The 17,711-nt window shown below is 37.4% G+C and carries 14 protein-coding genes; 10 read left to right on the top strand and 4 right to left on the bottom strand.

The annotated features are described in order from the left end of the window. The first annotated feature begins 150 nt into the window (after positions 1-150). The 4 genes from J3U37_RS02165 (at position 151) to J3U37_RS02150 (ending at position 5,684) form a co-directional block, all read left to right on the top strand. Positions 151-1,080, top strand: a complete 930-nt coding sequence (locus tag J3U37_RS02165; protein WP_220217781.1) for a branched-chain amino acid transaminase — start codon at positions 151-153, stop codon at positions 1,078-1,080. Positions 1,081-1,202: 122 nt separating this feature from the next. Then, on the top strand, positions 1,203-3,053 hold the full coding sequence (gene ilvD / locus J3U37_RS02160) for a dihydroxy-acid dehydratase (protein ID WP_267335237.1): 1,851 nt from the start codon (positions 1,203-1,205) through the stop codon (positions 3,051-3,053). 1 nt (position 3,054) lies between these two features. Beyond that, positions 3,055-4,590 carry a threonine ammonia-lyase, biosynthetic gene (gene ilvA, locus J3U37_RS02155; protein WP_267335235.1) on the top strand — a complete coding sequence of 512 codons (1,536 nt, stop codon included), beginning with the start codon at positions 3,055-3,057 and terminating at the stop codon, positions 4,588-4,590. A 104-nt stretch (positions 4,591-4,694) separates the two neighbouring features. Then, on the top strand, positions 4,695-5,684 hold the full coding sequence (locus J3U37_RS02150) for a Gfo/Idh/MocA family protein (RefSeq protein ID WP_267373091.1): 990 nt from the start codon (positions 4,695-4,697) through the stop codon (positions 5,682-5,684). Positions 5,685-5,968: 284 nt separating this feature from the next. Here the strand turns inward: J3U37_RS02150 and J3U37_RS02145 are convergent, their stop codons facing one another. Further along, entirely contained in the window at positions 5,969-6,889 is a 921-nt protein-coding gene (locus tag J3U37_RS02145; protein ID WP_267373090.1) for an L-lactate dehydrogenase, read from the bottom strand. A gap of 219 nt (positions 6,890-7,108) precedes the next feature. On the opposite strand from J3U37_RS02145, the gene J3U37_RS02140 reads away from it, so the two are divergent. The 5 genes from J3U37_RS02140 to J3U37_RS02120 all read left to right on the top strand — a co-directional run bounded on the left by J3U37_RS02140 (position 7,109) and on the right by J3U37_RS02120 (position 13,117). Then, positions 7,109-9,235 (top strand): autotransporter outer membrane beta-barrel domain-containing protein, encoded by a 2,127-nt coding sequence (locus tag J3U37_RS02140; protein ID WP_267373089.1) that lies wholly within the window; start codon positions 7,109-7,111, stop codon positions 9,233-9,235. Positions 9,236-9,639: 404 nt separating this feature from the next. Further along, on the top strand, positions 9,640-10,518 hold the full coding sequence (locus J3U37_RS02135) for a metal ABC transporter substrate-binding protein (RefSeq protein ID WP_267329849.1): 879 nt from the start codon (positions 9,640-9,642) through the stop codon (positions 10,516-10,518). Then, positions 10,518-11,414 carry a manganese/iron ABC transporter ATP-binding protein gene (locus tag J3U37_RS02130; protein ID WP_267373088.1) on the top strand — a complete coding sequence of 299 codons (897 nt, stop codon included), beginning with the start codon at positions 10,518-10,520 and terminating at the stop codon, positions 11,412-11,414. Before J3U37_RS02135 ends, J3U37_RS02130 begins: the two co-directional genes overlap by 1 nt. After that, positions 11,415-12,281 (top strand): metal ABC transporter permease, encoded by an 867-nt coding sequence (locus tag J3U37_RS02125; RefSeq protein WP_267373087.1) that lies wholly within the window; start codon positions 11,415-11,417, stop codon positions 12,279-12,281. Continuing rightward, positions 12,278-13,117: a metal ABC transporter permease gene (locus J3U37_RS02120; RefSeq protein WP_267373086.1), complete on the top strand. Its 840-nt coding sequence runs from the start codon at positions 12,278-12,280 to the stop codon at positions 13,115-13,117. Before J3U37_RS02125 ends, J3U37_RS02120 begins: the two co-directional genes overlap by 4 nt. A 72-nt stretch (positions 13,118-13,189) precedes the next feature. Here J3U37_RS02120 and dnaB read toward each other — a convergent pair whose 3' ends face one another. From dnaB to J3U37_RS02105, 3 genes are read right to left on the bottom strand one after another with little or no spacing between them, the layout of a single operon-like run. Further along, positions 13,190-14,614, bottom strand: a complete 1,425-nt coding sequence (gene dnaB, locus J3U37_RS02115) for a replicative DNA helicase (protein ID WP_267329797.1) — start codon at positions 14,612-14,614, stop codon at positions 13,190-13,192. A 47-nt stretch (positions 14,615-14,661) separates the two neighbouring features. Continuing rightward, positions 14,662-15,453, bottom strand: a complete 792-nt coding sequence (gene truA, locus J3U37_RS02110; protein WP_267329796.1) for a tRNA pseudouridine(38-40) synthase TruA — start codon at positions 15,451-15,453, stop codon at positions 14,662-14,664. Next, a complete protein-coding gene (locus J3U37_RS02105) occupies positions 15,440-16,459 on the bottom strand; it encodes an aspartate-semialdehyde dehydrogenase (RefSeq protein ID WP_220217793.1) in 1,020 nt (339 codons plus the stop codon). Before J3U37_RS02105 ends, truA begins: the two co-directional genes overlap by 14 nt. A 178-nt stretch (positions 16,460-16,637) precedes the next feature. On the opposite strand from J3U37_RS02105, the gene J3U37_RS02100 reads away from it, so the two are divergent. Further along, positions 16,638-17,687, top strand: coding sequence for a LacI family DNA-binding transcriptional regulator (locus J3U37_RS02100; RefSeq protein WP_267373085.1), 1,050 nt, complete (start codon positions 16,638-16,640; stop codon positions 17,685-17,687). Positions 17,688-17,711 lie beyond the last annotated feature (24 nt).

Raw genomic sequence — 17,711 nt, 5'->3', positions numbered from 1 at the left:
GTTTCGTTGAAACAAGTAGTTAAATTAACATTATTAACAATTTTATATAGTTAAACGTAATTGAAAGTATTGTATAATGCTTAACCGTTGAAAGATAAAACATTAAGCAGTACATAGACTTAATATAGTAAAATTTAAGAGGAAAACAAAATGGGTTCTACAGCAAAATCTGAGTTTATTTGGTTAAATGGTGAAATGGTTCCATGGGCGGAAGCGAAAATACATGTCATGTCCCACGCTTTACATTATGGTACATCGGTATTTGAAGGTGTTCGTTGTTATAACACGCATAAAGGACCAGCTATTTTCCGTCACAAAGAGCATGCACAAAGACTATTAAATTCAGCCAAAATCTACCGTTTTCCTGTCCCTTACACGCTTGAAGAGATCATGGAAGCGACTCGTCAAACTATCAAGAAAAACAAACTGGAAAGTGCTTATATCCGCCCATTGGTGTTTATCGGCGATGTTGGTATGGGCGTCAACCCGCCAGCCGGTTATAAAACCGATGTGATGATTGCTGCCTTCCCGTGGGGAGCTTATCTTGGCGAAGATGCTTTAGATCAAGGTATCGATGCAATGGTCTCATCATGGAATCGCGTTGCCTCAAATACAATCCCGGCAGCGGCAAAAGCAGGCGGTAACTATTTATCATCATTATTAATTGGTTCTGAAGCACGTGCTAATGGTTTTCAAGAAGGCATTGCTTTAGATGTACATGGTCACCTATCTGAAGGTGCCGGTGAAAATCTCTTTATTATTAAAGACGGCGTTTTATTTACCCCTGTTTTATCATCATCGGCACTTCCGGGCATTACTCGAGATGCGGTATTAACGCTTGCTCGTGATTTAGGTATTGAAGTACGTGAACAAACCTTATCCCGTGAAGCTCTCTATCTTGCTGACGAAGTATTTATGACCGGTACTGCTGCTGAAATTACCCCAGTGCGCAGTGTTGACCGTATTCAAGTTGGTATTGGTCGTTGTGGTCCTATAACTAAACAGATCCAACAAGCATTCTTTGGTTTATTCAATGGCAAAACTGAAGATAAATACGGTTGGTTAGATCCAATTAATTAAAATGTGCTTGTTTAAAATCCGCTGGTAAAGTCAGCGGATGACATAAAGAGTAAGATTAAATATACAAAATTAAGTACCGTTAAAAATCGGTCGCTTGCGTAATAAAAACTTGGGAGCAAGAAATGCCTAAATATCGTTCAGCAACCTCCGTCGAAGGGCGGAATATGGCAGGAGCCCGCGCTTTATGGCGTGCAACGGGCGTAAAAAATGAAGACTTTGGTAAACCCATTATTGCAGTGGTTAACTCGTTTACTCAATTTGTACCGGGACATGTTCATTTAAAAGATATTGGACAGTTAGTTGCAAAACAGATTCAAGAGTCCGGTGGGATTGCCAAAGAATTTAATACTATCGCTGTTGATGATGGCATTGCCATGGGGCATGGTGGTATGCTCTACTCACTACCGTCACGTGAACTGATCGCTGATTCGGTCGAATATATGGTCAATGCACATTGTGCTGACGCTATGATCTGTATCTCCAATTGTGACAAAATCACCCCCGGTATGCTAATGGCATCACTTCGATTAAATATCCCAACCGTATTTGTTTCTGGCGGCCCAATGGAAGCGGGTAAAACCAAACTTTCTGATCAAATTATCAAATTAGATCTTGTCGATGCCATGATTCAAAGCGCTAATCCAAATGTAAGTGATGCTGACAGTGAGGCGATTGAAGAGTCTGCTTGCCCAACCTGTGGTTCGTGCTCCGGAATGTTTACCGCAAACTCGATGAACTGTTTGACTGAAGCATTAGGGCTTTCACTTCCGGGTAATGGCTCATTAGTTGCCACCCATAAACAACGTGAACAGCTATTTTTAAATGCCGCTAAACGAATAGTTGAGATCACTAAACGCTACTATGAACATGACGATGAATCTTATCTTCCTCGTTCAATTGCCACAAAAGCGGCTTATGAAAATGCCATGTCACTAGATATTGCAATGGGTGGTTCAACCAATACCGTATTGCATCTACTAGCAACGGCACAAGAAGGCGAAATTGATTTTACTATGTCCGATATTGACAGATTATCTCGCAAAGTTCCTCATTTATGTAAAGTGGCGCCAAGTACTGCCAAATACCATATGGAAGATGTGCATAGAGCTGGAGGGGTTGTGTCAATCATGTCTGAACTGGACAAAGCTGGACTACTAAATCGCAATGTACACAATGTGCTGGGTCTTAATTTGCAAGAAACTTTTGCAAAATATGATATTACCCAAACGGCAGATGAATCAGTTAAAAAAATGTACCGTAGTGGCCCGGCAGGGATTCGCACAACCAAAGCATTTTCACAAGACTGTTATTGGGATACGCTTGATGATGACCGTGAAAATGGCTGTATTCGTGACAAAGCTCATGCCTATAGTCAAGACGGCGGACTTGCAACGTTATATGGCAATGTCGCACAAGATGGCGCCATTGTTAAAACCGCAAGCGTTGCAGCTGAAAATCTTGTATTTAGAGGCCCCGCCAAAGTGTTTGAAAGTCAAGAAGACGCAGTTGATGCAATCTTAGGTGGACAAGTGGTTGCCGGCGATGTGGTTGTGATTATTTATGAAGGGCCTAAAGGTGGACCCGGTATGCAAGAGATGCTCTACCCTACAAGTTATCTAAAATCAATGGGATTGGGTAAAGCTTGTGCTCTCATCACCGACGGTCGCTTTTCCGGTGGCTCTTCGGGCTTATCGATTGGACATATTTCCCCCGAAGCGGCTAATGGTGGGGTTATCGGATTGGTACGCAATGGCGATATTATTGATATTGATATTCCAAACCGTAAATTAGTGTTAGATGTCCCGGCAGATGAACTTGAGCGTCGCCGTGTTGCCGAACTTGCAAGGGGTGATAAAGCATTTACACCACATCAACGAGACCGATACGTATCTTATGCACTTAAAGCTTATGCCAGTTTAGCAACCAGTGCAGATAAAGGGGCAGTTCGAGATAAAAGTAAATTAGGTGGTTAATGTGAAACAACATAATACTCAACTTTCCGGCGCTGACTACTTAAAAGCCACACTTTGTAGCGCTGTCTATGATGTGGCTCAAGTCACACCATTAGAAAAAATGGATAAAATATCATCGAGATTAAACAATCAAATTTACGTTAAACGTGAAGACAGACAGCTCGTGCATAGCTTTAAAATACGTGGAGCACAAGCTATGATTGCCAGCCTTAGCCCGGAAGAACGTCAATGCGGGGTTATTGCGGCATCCGCCGGTAACCATGCTCAAGGCGTTGCCTATTGTGCCAACAAATTAGGGATAAAATCACTGATTGTAATGCCACTAACGACGGCTGATATCAAAGTTGACGCGGTAAAAGGATTTGGTGGCGATGTACTGCTTTACGGTGCTAACTTTGATGAAGCAAAAGCAAAAGCACTCGAATTAGCAAAAGAGCAAAAACGCATTTTTATTCCCCCGTTTGATCATCCACTGGTTATTGCCGGACAAGGCAGTATTGCTATGGAACTGTTACAACAAAATGCCAAACTCGATCGCATTTTTGTGCCAGTCGGTGGCGGTGGTCTGGCAGCTGGGGTGGCGGTATTAATCAAACAAATTATGCCGTCAATTAAAGTGATCGCAGTTGAACCAGCCGATGCAGCTTGCTTAAAAGCCGCATTAGATGCTGGCAAACCCGTTGATTTAAATCGAGTGGGTCTGTTTGCTGAAGGGGTTGCGGTAAAACGTATTGGTGATGAAACATTCAGACTTTGCCAACAATATATCGATGATATTGTCACTGTTGATAGTGATGAGATTTGCGCTGCGGTAAAAGATTTGTTTGATGACGTGCGGGCGATAGCTGAACCGTCCGGCGCTGTTGCGCTTGCCGGAATGAAAAAATACATCGAGCAACACAATATTAGCGGTGAAAATCTTGCTCATATTTTATCCGGAGCAAATTTGAATTTTCACAGCTTACGCTATGTATCTGAACGCTGTGAACTTGGCGAGAAACGTGAAGTTCTGCTAGCTGTGACGATTCCGGAACAAAAAGGCAGTTTCTTGAAATTTTGCCAGCTTTTAGGCGGACGCTCAGTCACCGAATTTAACTATCGCTACCATGATGATAATTTAGCCTGCGTTTTCGTTGGTGTGAAAATTTCAAAAACCAATGAAAAAGACGAAATTATGCAAGAGTTAGCTGCTGCTGGTTATCAAGTGGTTGATCTTACCGAAGATGAAATGGCTAAGTTGCATGTTCGTTATATGATTGGCGGTAAACCATGTAAGCCAATTGCAGAACAAGTTTACAGCTTTGAATTTCCTGAATCGCAAGGTGCGTTACTAAAATTCTTACAAACACTCGGTACCAACTGGAATATTTCAATGTTCCATTATCGCAGCCATGGCACTGATTATGGTCGAGTTCTTGCCGCATTTGAAATTGACCAAACCAATAGTCATGATTTCGATAAACATCTTACCGACTTAGGCTACGGTTACCATAATGAAACGGCAAACCCATCGTTAAAACTGTTTTTAACCAATTAGCGTTAACTCAGGATAACTATTCACTTTAATCATTATCAGTTAAAGTGAATAGCCTCTAAAAAGTCGGATGTTTTAAGCAATTAAAAATAATAGATAGATTAACTATGATTAGATTAGCAACGATTGGCACCAATTGGATCACTGAAAAATTTATCGATGCGGCATTACAAACTCAACAATACCAATTAACCGCTATCTATTCCCGCGATATCCATAAAGCCGATGCACTGGCAAAAAAATATCAAGTAAAGACGGTTTTTGATCAACTAACTCAACTTGCCCAATATTCAAATGTCGATGTCGTTTATATTGCAAGCCCTAATTCGCTTCATTTTGAACAAGCTAAACTGATGTTAGAAAACAATAAAGATGTGATTTGTGAAAAACCATTAACCTCTAACTTGTCCCAAACTGAGCTCTTAATTGAAATAGCACGACAAAACCAACAACTGATTTTTGAAGCCCTCAAAACCATTTATTTACCCAATTATCAATTAATTGCGCATTACCTGCCAAAATTAGGCAGAATTCGCAAAGCACTATTGAATTATTGCCAATACTCCAGTCGTTATGACAGTTATTTAAATGGCAACAATCCAAACACGTTTAACCCCAACTTCTCAAATGGCTCCATAATGGATATTGGTGTTTACCCACTCAATTTTGGGCTTGGATTATGGGGAAGCCCAAACGAAATATGTGCCAGTGCGGTAAAACTCGAATCAGGCGTCGATGCGCATGGTAGTGTTTTACTTAATTATGACGATTTTGATGTCATCATTTGGCATTCAAAAGTGAGCAACTCTTACCTTCCGAGTGAGATTCAAGGTGAAAAGGGATCGCTCATTATTAAAAACCTTTCCTGTTGTGAAAATATTATTTATCAACCAAGAATAGGTGAAAAAAAGGAAATCACACTAAAACAACACAGTAATGATATGTATTATGAAGCGGAAGAATTCGCTAAACTCTACCGACAACGAAAATTAGATCATAACGGTTTAGTCTACTCGTTACTATCATCAAAAATTTTGACCGAAATAAGAAAACAAACGGGAGTGGTGTTCCCTGCTGATCAAGATTCAGTCATTTAATAAAATTAAAAAATAAAAAATACCGTTTCTAGTTACAATTTTGCTTATATTGATCTGTTACAATTCAAATTACTTTTAAGTTCAAAAACAAACTGATCGACAGAAACTCAACAACGAAAGTACTACATTATGTGATGAACTTTACCTGAGCCTGCCCACATTGACGATACCTTTTACGACTGAAACGTTACAACAAGTTTATTTTAAAGAACGCTAAATGTTATTAGCGCTCTTAGCAAGTTACCCGTTTACTTAGTATAAAATAGACAATGCATCAATCACGACTATTTAATATGTGCAATATAACCTTTAATAATCTCGACACTATTTTTAAATAGCTGCTTTTCATTATCTGAAAAATCTAATTCGATAATTTTTTTGATACCATGCTGATCTAAAATAGCCGGCACGCCAATTGCCACATCTTTGTAACCATACTCACCATTCAATATACAACTTAGCGCTAACGCTCTATGACTATTGGTAAAAATATGTTGGCAAATTTCAGTAATCGTGCTGGCTATACCATATTCGGTACAATGTTTAAATTTGGCAATTTCAAAACCTTTATTTTTTGCTTTACTGCCAATATCATTAAAATCGATTCGGTTTTTTTCTACATGATTAAGGTTAATGCCATAAACAGATGAATGTGACCAAACGGGAAATTGTGAATCACCATGCTCGCCCACAATAAAAGCATCAATACTTTGTGGACCAATATCCATTTGTTCGCCTAACAAACGGCGTAACCTCACTGTATCAAGCCAAACACCCGTACCAATAACCCGATGACGTGGCAACCCCGATAATTGCCAAACTTGGTAAGTGATCGCATCACAAGGATTAGTCGCCACTAAAAAAATACCTTTAAAACCATTTTTCATCATATCCGGTACTATTGTTGCAACAATTTTAGACGTACCAGCTAACTCTTCAGCTCGGCTTTTTTGCGCTAAACCTGATGTTACAGTAATTATAGCGATATCAATATCCGCACAATCAGTTGACTCACGTAAACTAACTTTAATCATATTTTGTCGATAAGCAGCTGCATCCAACAAATCTTGCGCATGGCCATAAGTTCTCTCTTTATTTATATCAACCAGTACAATTTCTTCACAAATACCACGGTTAACTAATGTATATGCGGTGGTTGAACCTACATTACCAACGCCAATAATCATGACTTTACGTAGTTTCATGCTAACCTCCAAGGAGTTAAGAAAAAAATTGAAATGCAAATGACTAAATTATCGACTAATACTGATTTAAAATGGATATTTTTGATATGACAAACGATAGAAAATAACTAATTTGTAATGATCTATTATAAATAAATAATTAATTCATCATACATCATATTTTTGTAAATTATTTGATCATTTGTTAATATTTATCCGATTTACAAAAAGGATGAAACAATGAAATATAAATTATTAGCAGGATTAGCTATAACCCTACCAGTCACGTCTACGGCTTTAACTTTGCAAGGAACTCAAACCTTTTCTGAAAATGTAAATATTCCCATTACGCATAATTACGATGTAAACAATTATGGTACTCATATAGGTATTGATTTAATCAAAAATAGTAACACTATTTTTGAAAAAGATGTAACTATCAAAAAAACGGAGCAAGATGATCTATCTGGTCAATCTATTTTTGTAGGCATAGGTTCAGATTCTCCCGATGGAATCAGTTCAACTTTAATTAAAGGTAATCTTTTAATCGATATGCAAGGGGAGGAAAGCATACCATTATATTTGCAAGGAGATGACTTAACCGTTAATGGGAATTTAACAATGAACTCATCCAATGAAGGTATTGGAACAATTTATTTGAATCGTCAAGCTTCGCTGACTGTTAATGGCAAAACAAATATAAGTTTTAGCAATAACCATGAAGACCATACTGCAATGTATATTAGTAACGCTTTTTTAACATTAAATGACGATTCAGTTATTGATGGTAGCATTTACGTCATTGGTTCTGGTTTAGCAAAAATAAATAATAAATCAATAATAAACGGCACTATTCTTGCGGGATATGGCGGAACTATCATCTTAGATTTAGCCAAAGGGTCAAAAATTACCGGCACCGTTTTAAGTTTTGGCGATCCAGATGATGATGAACCGGAGGAAGGTGAAGATAGAACCGGAATCATAAAAATGAATCTAGCCAAAGGCGCCTTTTGGGAGATTAATGACAAGATTTCTGAAATAACAGAATTATCCGGTCGCGGTGATGTAAAATTTATTAATAATGATAGTGCAGATGATCGTTATGGTGAGCTAAAAATTGAAAGCTTAAAAGGGGAAACAACTTTTCATTTACGTACCGATATTGTGGCACAAAAAGGCGACAAAATTATCATTACAAAATTCCCAGAAGCCATATCTCGCAACACATCAGCCGAAGGTGTGCACACCTTAATCTTAACGAATAATGGTGCAAGTGAAACAACCGGAAAGGAAAAATTAACCTTAGTTGAAATAGATAATAATGCCGTAACCAATACTGCGACTTTTAAAACCAATCACGCAATTGAATTGGGTGGTTACGTTTATCAGTTAAATAAACAAGAAAATGAGTGGATCTTAGCCAGCACGGGCAAAAAAGATGATAAAAACATAAATCAAAAACCGCAAATTAGCTCAAGTGCCGATGCGAGTGCAAATTTTCTTAATGCAAATTATTTAATGAGTTATGTAGAAAACCAAACCTTACTTAAACGTTTAGGGGATATGCGTAATAGTGGCGAATTTGGTGATGTGTGGTTAAGAGCTTTTTCAGGTAAATTAGACTCTTTCGCTGGTGGTAATTTAAGTAAATTTGATATGAATTATCATGGATTCCAATTTGGTATTGATAAACAATTATCTGAACAATCTCCTTTTGTAATTGGTGCTTTTGTTGGTCAGACTTACGGCGATCCAGATTATCGTAAAGGCGATGGCTCTTTAAGATCGTTTAACACCGGTTTGTATGCAACTTATTTAGATAATAACGGCTGGTATATTGATGGTATTGCAAAATATGCTCGTCAAAAGAATCATTTTAAAGTAAAAGATACTGCCAATGATGTGATACAAGGTTCAGGCCATACCAATGGATTAAGTGCATCGATTGAGTTTGGTAAGAAATTTAGATTCAACAATTTTTATATTGAACCACAGTCACAACTATCATATAGTCATCAAAATGGTAAATTAATTCATGCATCAAATGGACTTAATGTTAAGTTGGGCAACTATAACTCTTTAATGGGCAGAGCATCGGCACTTTTTGGTTATGAAATTAATACTGATAATAGTAAAATCAATCTCTATGCCAAAACAGGCATAATCCGTGAATTCGATGGTGATACTTACTATAAACTTAACACAAGTAGACAGAGCCACTCTTTTAAAGGAAACTGGTGGAATAATAGTGTCGGTATGAGTGCGCAACTCAATCAACAACACACTATTTATTTTGATTTAGAAAGTTCAAAAGGAAATCGATTCGATCTTTTACAAATTAACGGTGGATATCGTTACTCTTTCTAAATAAAACCACTGTATAATCATCAATCACATTCCCATTTATCGGGAATGTGATTAAATAAATCAAAGCATTATCTATCATTAAAATAGACATAACTATCTCTCTTTTTTTAAAACATTAATTTATAATAACTAACAGAAGTAATTTATTAAGCGCTTCACACATTTAGTCAAAATAAATTGACTTTTATATCTTAAATGATAATAATTCTCATTAGCATTTAAAGCAATTGCTTTAACTTTTTAAAATAGTTATGTTGGAGTAGTAATGAAAAGGATTTCACTTTACCTATTCCTTCAATTCAATTACTGTTTTTTTGTATCTTGATTAACCTCAAGAATATATTATACAAAAGGAGTCGCTAATGAAATTCAATTTTCTAAGAAGCCGTGCATCTTTATTAAAGATGCTACTTAGCTCTTTAATCATCCTGACAGGGTTCACTGGTTCAGCCACCGCAGAAGAAAGAAAGTTTAAAGTTGTTACCACATTTACCGTTATTCAAGATATTGCACAAAACGTGGCTGGCGATGCAGCGGATGTCGAATCAATTACCAAAGTCGGCGCTGAAATTCATGAATACGATCCCACACCTCAAGATATTACTAAGGTGCTTTCTGCTGACCTCGTTTTATGGAACGGGCTTAATTTAGAACTTTGGTTTAAACGATTTTATGTCGATATCAAAGATGTTCCATCGGTTGTTGTAACTGAAGGTATCGAGCCAATGCCGATCCAAGAAGGTAGCTATAAAGGCAATCCCAACCCACATGCATGGATGTCGCCAACTTTAGCGCTAACTTATATCGAAAATATTCGTGCAGCTTTGGTTAAATATGATCCAAAAAATGCTGAAACTTACAATAAAAATGCCGCAGAATATATTGCAAAAATAAAAGCTCTTGATGCGCCACTGCGTGAACGTTTAGCCAAAATTCCGGAATCACAACGTTGGTTAGTCACCAGTGAAGGGGCATTTAGTTATTTGGCAAGGGATTATAATCTTAAAGAAGCCTATTTATGGCCAATCAATGCAGAACAACAAGGCACACCAAAACAAGTAAAAAAATTAATTGATCTCGTTAGAGCAAATCAGATTCCGGTTGTATTTAGTGAAAGCACTATCTCAGATAAACCTGCCAAACAAGTTAGTAAAGAAACCGGTGCCAAATATGGTGGCGTATTATATGTTGATTCGCTTTCAACTCAAGACGGTCCGGTACCCACATATATCGATTTACTGAAAGTTACAGTTGAAACTATTGCTAAGGGGTTTGAAAACTAATGACGCCAATCAGCCTAAACGTTCAAGACATAACTGTGACATATAACAATGGTCACACAGCGATTCATGATGCTAGTTTTAGCTTAACTGGCGGTACCATATGCGCTTTAGTGGGCGTCAATGGTAGCGGAAAATCAACACTGTTTAAAAGCATCATGGGAATGATACGACCAACTAAAGGAAAAGTGACATTTAATGATATCCCGGTCAAACAAGCTTTAAAACAAAATATTATTGCTTACGTGCCGCAAACAGAAGAAGTTGATTGGGATTTTCCGGTATTAGTTTCCGATGTGGTTATGATGGGACGCTATGGGCACATGTCTTTTTTACGCATCGCCAGTCAAGAAGACAAAAAACAGGTCGATCTTGCCCTTGAACGTGTCAATATGTTGGATTTTAAGCATCGCCAAATTGGTGAGCTTTCCGGTGGGCAAAAAAAGCGGGTATTTTTAGCCAGAGCATTAGCCCAACAAGGAAAAGTCTTATTATTAGACGAGCCGTTTACCGGTGTAGATGTGAAAACTGAAAACGCAATTATCGACCTACTAAAAGATCTTCGCAACGATGGGCATTTAATATTAGTTTCAACACACAATTTAGGCAGTGTGCCGGAATTTTGTGATCAAGTGGTATTGATCAACCAAACTGTACTTGCATTTGGATCAACCGAATCAACTTTCACGCCACAAAATTTAATGACAACCTTTGGTGGTGCCTTACGTTATTTAAGTTTATCAGGGGATAAATTACATGATGATCAAGACCCGCGCAAGGTATCAATATTAACAGATGATGAACGAGCGGCAATCTTCTATGGTGAAGGAAAAAATGATTCACCTCATCAAGATTTACTTATCGAACATCACGGTCATGAACCTAAAGGACAACAATAAATGGAACTACTCCTTGAACCATTCACCTATGGTTTTATGTTGAAAGCCATTTGGGTTAGTAGTATTGTTGGTGGTGCTTGTGCATTTCTATCGGCCTTTTTAATGTTAAAAGGTTGGTCACTTATGGGGGATGCACTTTCACACTCGGTAGTACCTGGGGTTGCCGGGGCTTATGCACTAGGTTTACCCTACTCTGTTGGTGCATTTTTTACGGGCTTACTGGCAGCGTTATCCATAACCATTGTAAGAGCAATTACCCGATTAAAAGAAGATGCCATTATTGGTTTTATCTTTTCGACGTTTTTTGCAATCGGTTTATTAATTATTTCGTTAAATCCTACTTCAGTGAATGCTCAAACCATTATCTTTGGTAATATTTTAGGTATTGATGATAACGATATGTGGCAAGTTCAGATTATTATTCTTGTATCATTTACCTTGCTTCTATTTTGCTGGAAAGACTTATTAGTCGTTTTTTTTGATGAAACACATGCCAGATCTATCGGCCTCAAATCATTGCCACTTAAAATCCTTTTTTTCACTATTTTAAGTGCTTGTACTGTAGCGGCTTTACAAACTGTAGGAGCCATTTTAGTTATTGCAATGGTTGTCACTCCCGGCGCAACCGCATATCTACTAACTAATCGATTTTCACATTTATTGATAATTGCGGTTGTTATTGGAACATTAACCAGTGCAATTGGTGCTTATATCAGTTACTTTTTAGACGGTGAAACAGGTGGGGTAATTGTTACTCTACAAACATTAATCTTCATCACCGCATTTTTATTCGCACCGCAACAAGGATTAATTTCAAACCGTCGAAAAATCAGACAGAGTAAACTAAATAGTGGGGTGAAAATATGACAGATCTATTATGGCAATTTTTTTGTCACCCTTTAACTATTCCGCTTATTCAACGAGCAATCTTAGCTGCTATGGCTACCGGCATTGTTTGTGCACTACTGTCTTGCTTTTTAGTTTTGAAAGGTTGGTCATTAATGGGCGATGCAATTTCACATGCGGTTTTACCCGGTATTGTTCTTGCATTTTTGGCTGGTATTCCGATTATTATTGGAGCATTTTTGTCGGGTCTTTTTTGTTCAGTTGCAACCGGTTATATTAAACAAAACAGTCGAATCAAAGAAGATACTGTAATGGGAATAGTGTTTTCCGGTATGTTTGCATTTGGCTTAGTCCTATTTTCTAAAGTCGATACCTCACAACACTTAAACCACATTCTATTTGGTAGTGTACTAGGTACAAGTTATGATGAGCTTAAGCAAATTATTTTAATTTCTGCAATTGTTTCAATAATCATTATTGTCAAGCGCCGTGATCTTATGCTCTACTGCTTCGATCCGGTGCAAGCCAGAGTCGTTGGCTTACCGGTGAGGCTTTTACATTATGGGCTTTTGAGTATTTTAGCCTTAACCATTGTCGGATCGCTAAAAGCGGCTGGGGTTATCTTGGTTATTGCTATGCTGATTGCACCGGGTATTACGGCATTTTTGATAACTAAACGTTTTGAAAAAATGTTAATTATCGCATTGTTGGTTTCCGTTTTTTCAACGGTTGTCGGGACATTAATTAGTTATCACTTAGATGCTTCAACCAGTGCTTGTATCGTCATTTTACAAGCGGCAATTTTTGTCATTGCTCAGTGCTATTCGTTAATGGTTAACCGCAAATCCAAATCATAAGAAAATTGCGTAAAGGTAAAAGGTTACCTTATTTTTACCTTTACGCAGTAGGTATTAATTTAATATTAAAAATTATTCATCATCCATATATTTACTGGAGTCAGCATAATTATCAAAACGTGAAAATTGCCCTTGGAATTTCAAGCGAACTTTACCTATCGGACCATTACGCTGTTTTCCTAAAATAATTTCGGCAATGCCTTTATGTTCGGAAGCTTCATTATAAACTTCATCACGATAGATAAACATAATAACATCGGCATCTTGCTCTATAGAGCCTGATTCACGTAAATCAGAGTTAACCGGCCTTTTATCTGCACGCTGTTCAAGGCTACGATTAAGCTGAGAAAGTGCAACGACAGGAATTTGTAACTCTTTAGCTAATGCTTTTAATGAACGTGATATTTCAGCAATTTCTAACGTTCGATTTTCTGACATGTTCGGTACTCGCATTAACTGCAAATAATCGACCATAATCATACTCAAACCTTTATGCTCACGATAAATACGTCTTGCCCGGGAACGTAACTCCATTGGCGTTAATCCGGATGAATCATCGATATAGATATTTTTTTTCTCAAGCAGTAGTCCCATCGTACTTGAAATTCTAGCCCAATCATCATCTTGCAATTGACCGGTACGGATGCGGGTTTGATCAACGCGAGAAAGCGAAGCCAACATACGCATCATAATTTGTTCTGAAGGCATCTCTAAACTAAATATTAACACTGGCTTTTCTTGCATCATTGCAGCATTTTCGCATAAATTCATCGCAAAGGTTGTTTTCCCCATTGACGGTCTTGCGGCAATAATAATTAAGTCAGAACGTTGTAAACCAGCCGTTTTTTTATCCAAATCTAAGAAACCGGTTGAAACCCCTGTCACACCGTCATGAGGACGTTGAAACAGCTCTTCAATTTTGGCAACGGTGGCCTCTAGCACTTCTGTAATACTTTTAGGGCCTTCGCCTTGTTTAGTTCGACTTTCCGCTATTTGGAATATCTTACTTTCAGCCAAATCTAAAATTTCAGTACTATCACGCCCTTCAGTTGCATAACAGTTGTCAGCAATATCATTTGAGGCGCTTATTAATTCCCGTAAAATAGCTTGCTGACGAATAATGTCACTATAAGCAATGACATTAATTGCACTCGGTGTATTTTTCGAAAGTTCAGCTAAATAAGCAAAACCACCCACATCAGCCAGTAAATCTTTACTTTCCAAACTTTCAGAAAGGGTAATTAAATCAATCGGTGTACCTTTACCGACTAAAGTATGCATTTCGGAAAAAATTAACTGGTGATGACGAGAATAAAAATCCCGTTCAGTAATCATTTCAGCAACTAAATCCCAACGCTGGTTATCGAGCATTAAGCTACCAAGCACAGCTTGTTCTGCCTCAATAGAATGAGGCGGTAATTTTATATTATGTAGCTTAGATTTCTTTGCTTCTTGATTTTTCGAATCTTTACTGGAAATTGTTTCATCAGTATTCATTGCATTCATCTTTTTGTTTAAATTTAATTCGTATTAAGCCAGTAAGCTTACTGTAAAAATAACGGTCCTAAATCACATTTCGGTATTTGATATTCTAATGGATAGTCCACTTGTACTAAATACAACCCTTCGGGTTTAGCCGTAGCAGCTGCTTGCGTTCGATCTTTTGCTTTTAATAAATCATCAATCCATTGTGGAGGTTGATTACCCGCCCCTACTTCTAACAAACTACCAACGATATTTCGCACCATATGATGCACAAAAGCATTAGCTTTAATGTCGACAATTACATATTCGCCTTGTCGACTAACTTCGATATGATGAATATTACGCCAAGGTGTTAAAGATTGACACTGAGCAGCTCTAAACGATGAAAAATCATTTTCACCCAGTAAATATTGAGCCGCCTGATGCATTAAATTTTCATTCAACGGTAAATGGTAATGCGATATACCTTTAGCCAAAATCGCTGGTCGGTAACGATGATTATAAATCACGTACCGATAACGTCGGGCTGTCGCACTAAAACGCGCATGAAAACTTGCTTCAACAGGTAGTGCCCAACGTACTGCAATATTGGCGGGTAAATGAGAATTTACCCCCATTGTCCATGCACTATCTGAACGCTGCGCTTGTGTTTCAAAGTGAATAACTTGCCCGGTAGCATGAACACCGGCGTCAGTTCGTCCAGCACAAAAAACCGAGATAGGTTCATTAGCGACAACAGATAAAGCCGACTCCAATCTTGCTTGAACTGAATCTACAGACTGCTGACGTTGCCAACCAAAATAGTGACTTCCGTCGTACTGTATACCAAGTGCAATTTTAGAGATAGTCATTAATCAGTATCTCAAGCGTCTCAATTAGCATTAATGCACCTAAATAACGTACATTATCGGCCACAGACCAAAATTGAATTTGTTCATAATGACCGTAGCTATGCCTTAAGTTTGCAATTTTAATCGCCAAATGATCTTCAGATTCCGGACTGACCTCAGTTACTGGCGTAGGTAAATTATCTTCTTGCACTTCTACGCCAAACTCATTAAAACGAGCGACATCTAACTCAATAGGTAAACTGCTTGAAACGTTAATCGCTTGTGCTAATCCATAAAACACTGGCACGATAACTGACTCAATCGAAACAGGTAAATCATAGTTACTCAGTACTTTACGAATTTGATCAACTTGTGTTTTCTCACCTAACATTAAATCCTGATGCTCATGCGATACAGGCAATAAATTGAAAGCGAGTTGCTTGTCAAATAACTCATTATCGACCGGCATACCGTTTAACAAACGAGCACTTTGTCCGGCAAGTTCATCGACACCTGGTTTACCATAAAGCGAAGCAGGAATAAAACTGGTCGCATGTAGATTGGTCAATAATTCAATCTCAGTTAGCGATGCTACGCAGCGTAAAAGTTGGCATACTGTTGCACTGGCAACAGCAACAATATTTTCATTACGGTATTCAGTTAGCACACTATTATTAACTTTAGGTACCACTAATGGAATATGATCTTGCTGAGCAAAATAACCACTGGCATCAATAACTATACAGCCTGACTCTGCTGCAATTTGTGCATATTTTTCACTGGTTTTACTACCAGCCACAAAAAAGGCAAAATGGCATTGGCTAAAGTCCATTTGCGCACTATCAATAACCGTTAGATTTTTACCCGCAAAACGGATAATTTCGCCAGCGCTATTATCGCTACCGACGACATAAAGATTTTCAATTTCAAAACTATTGTTTTGGCTACTACGTTGTTGTAGTAACGCTATTAGCGCAGAACCAACTTGTCCTGTCGCCCCAACAATGGCAATGTTCCATGCAGACATAATCAAACCTAAATTAAAAAAAATTTGTGGTAATTATACCACTATATTACTAAAGATAATGGAAAAAAGATGTGCCAATATTTTGGAACAAAGATCGAAAAAATAATTTTCCAAACATTACAAAAAAACAAATCATTATTAAAGTAATAGGTATAAAAAACAATCTAAACAATCTATCATGTCCAAAGTCACTTTATCGGCTATTGCTAAAAAAGCAAGTCTATCGATTGCTTCTGTTTCTCGAGTTTTAAGAACGCCGAGCATCACATCAGCTCAGACACAATCACGAGTTTACCAAGCAATAGCAGAGTTAAATATTGATGCATCTAACCGCATTACCGCTCAAACAACTGAGATTAAAAGTAATAAAATACTCATACTTGATAACCAGCTCATCAGTAAAAGTTTAATAAATTTTGGCTTAGAAAGCCTATTACAAAAAGAAAATTACCAACTTGAGTATTTAAGATTTTCTTATTACGGTAAGGCAGATATTTATTACTTAGTACAATATATAACTCAACACGCGTTTGCCGGGATTATCATTATTAATGATGCACCCTATTTAGAAAATCTATATCCATTTAAAAAAGCGTTACCACCCATCATTTTCATTAACCACTTTGTCCGTGATTTTTCATGTGTTTACTTTGATCATTTAATGATAGGTTATCAGCTCACCCAATATTTGATTAATCATTATCATAAAAAAATCGCTATTTTAGTTAATGATAAAAACAAATTTAATACAAGTTTACTTTTACAAGGCTATCAACAGGCTTTATATCGAGGTAACATCTCATTTGATCCTAATTATCTGATTCAAGACTGTTTTACCTATGAACACGGCCGATTAGCGATAAAGTCGTTGCTTAACAGTACCAATCCGCCTACTGCTATTATTTGTGATGATATGCTCAGTCTGAACTATCTGGATAAAAAATATATTCATAACCAAAATTATCTATCAAATTATCGTGCCGTTTTTGGCGCATTACATCAAGCAAAGGAGAGCCAATCTCAATTGGCAAAACCTTTGACTATAACTTATATAAGTCATTTTAAAGAGTTGCAATATAATGAATTAGATACTTTAAGTAGAATCAATAAACCATTATTGAAAATGGGCGAAAAAGCTGCGTTGCTAATGTGTGAAACTATCAAAAAAAATATAGCATCACCACAGCAATGCCATATTATTGATACCGAAAAAATATTTATACACTAAATAAATATGCAAATAGTAAGATAA

Source organism: Gilliamella sp. B3172, from assembly GCF_026536465.1.
Classification (GTDB): Bacteria; Pseudomonadota; Gammaproteobacteria; order Enterobacterales; family Orbaceae; genus Gilliamella.
Note: the sequence above shows the minus strand (reverse complement) of the source record. Positions and strands in the feature narration are given on the sequence as shown.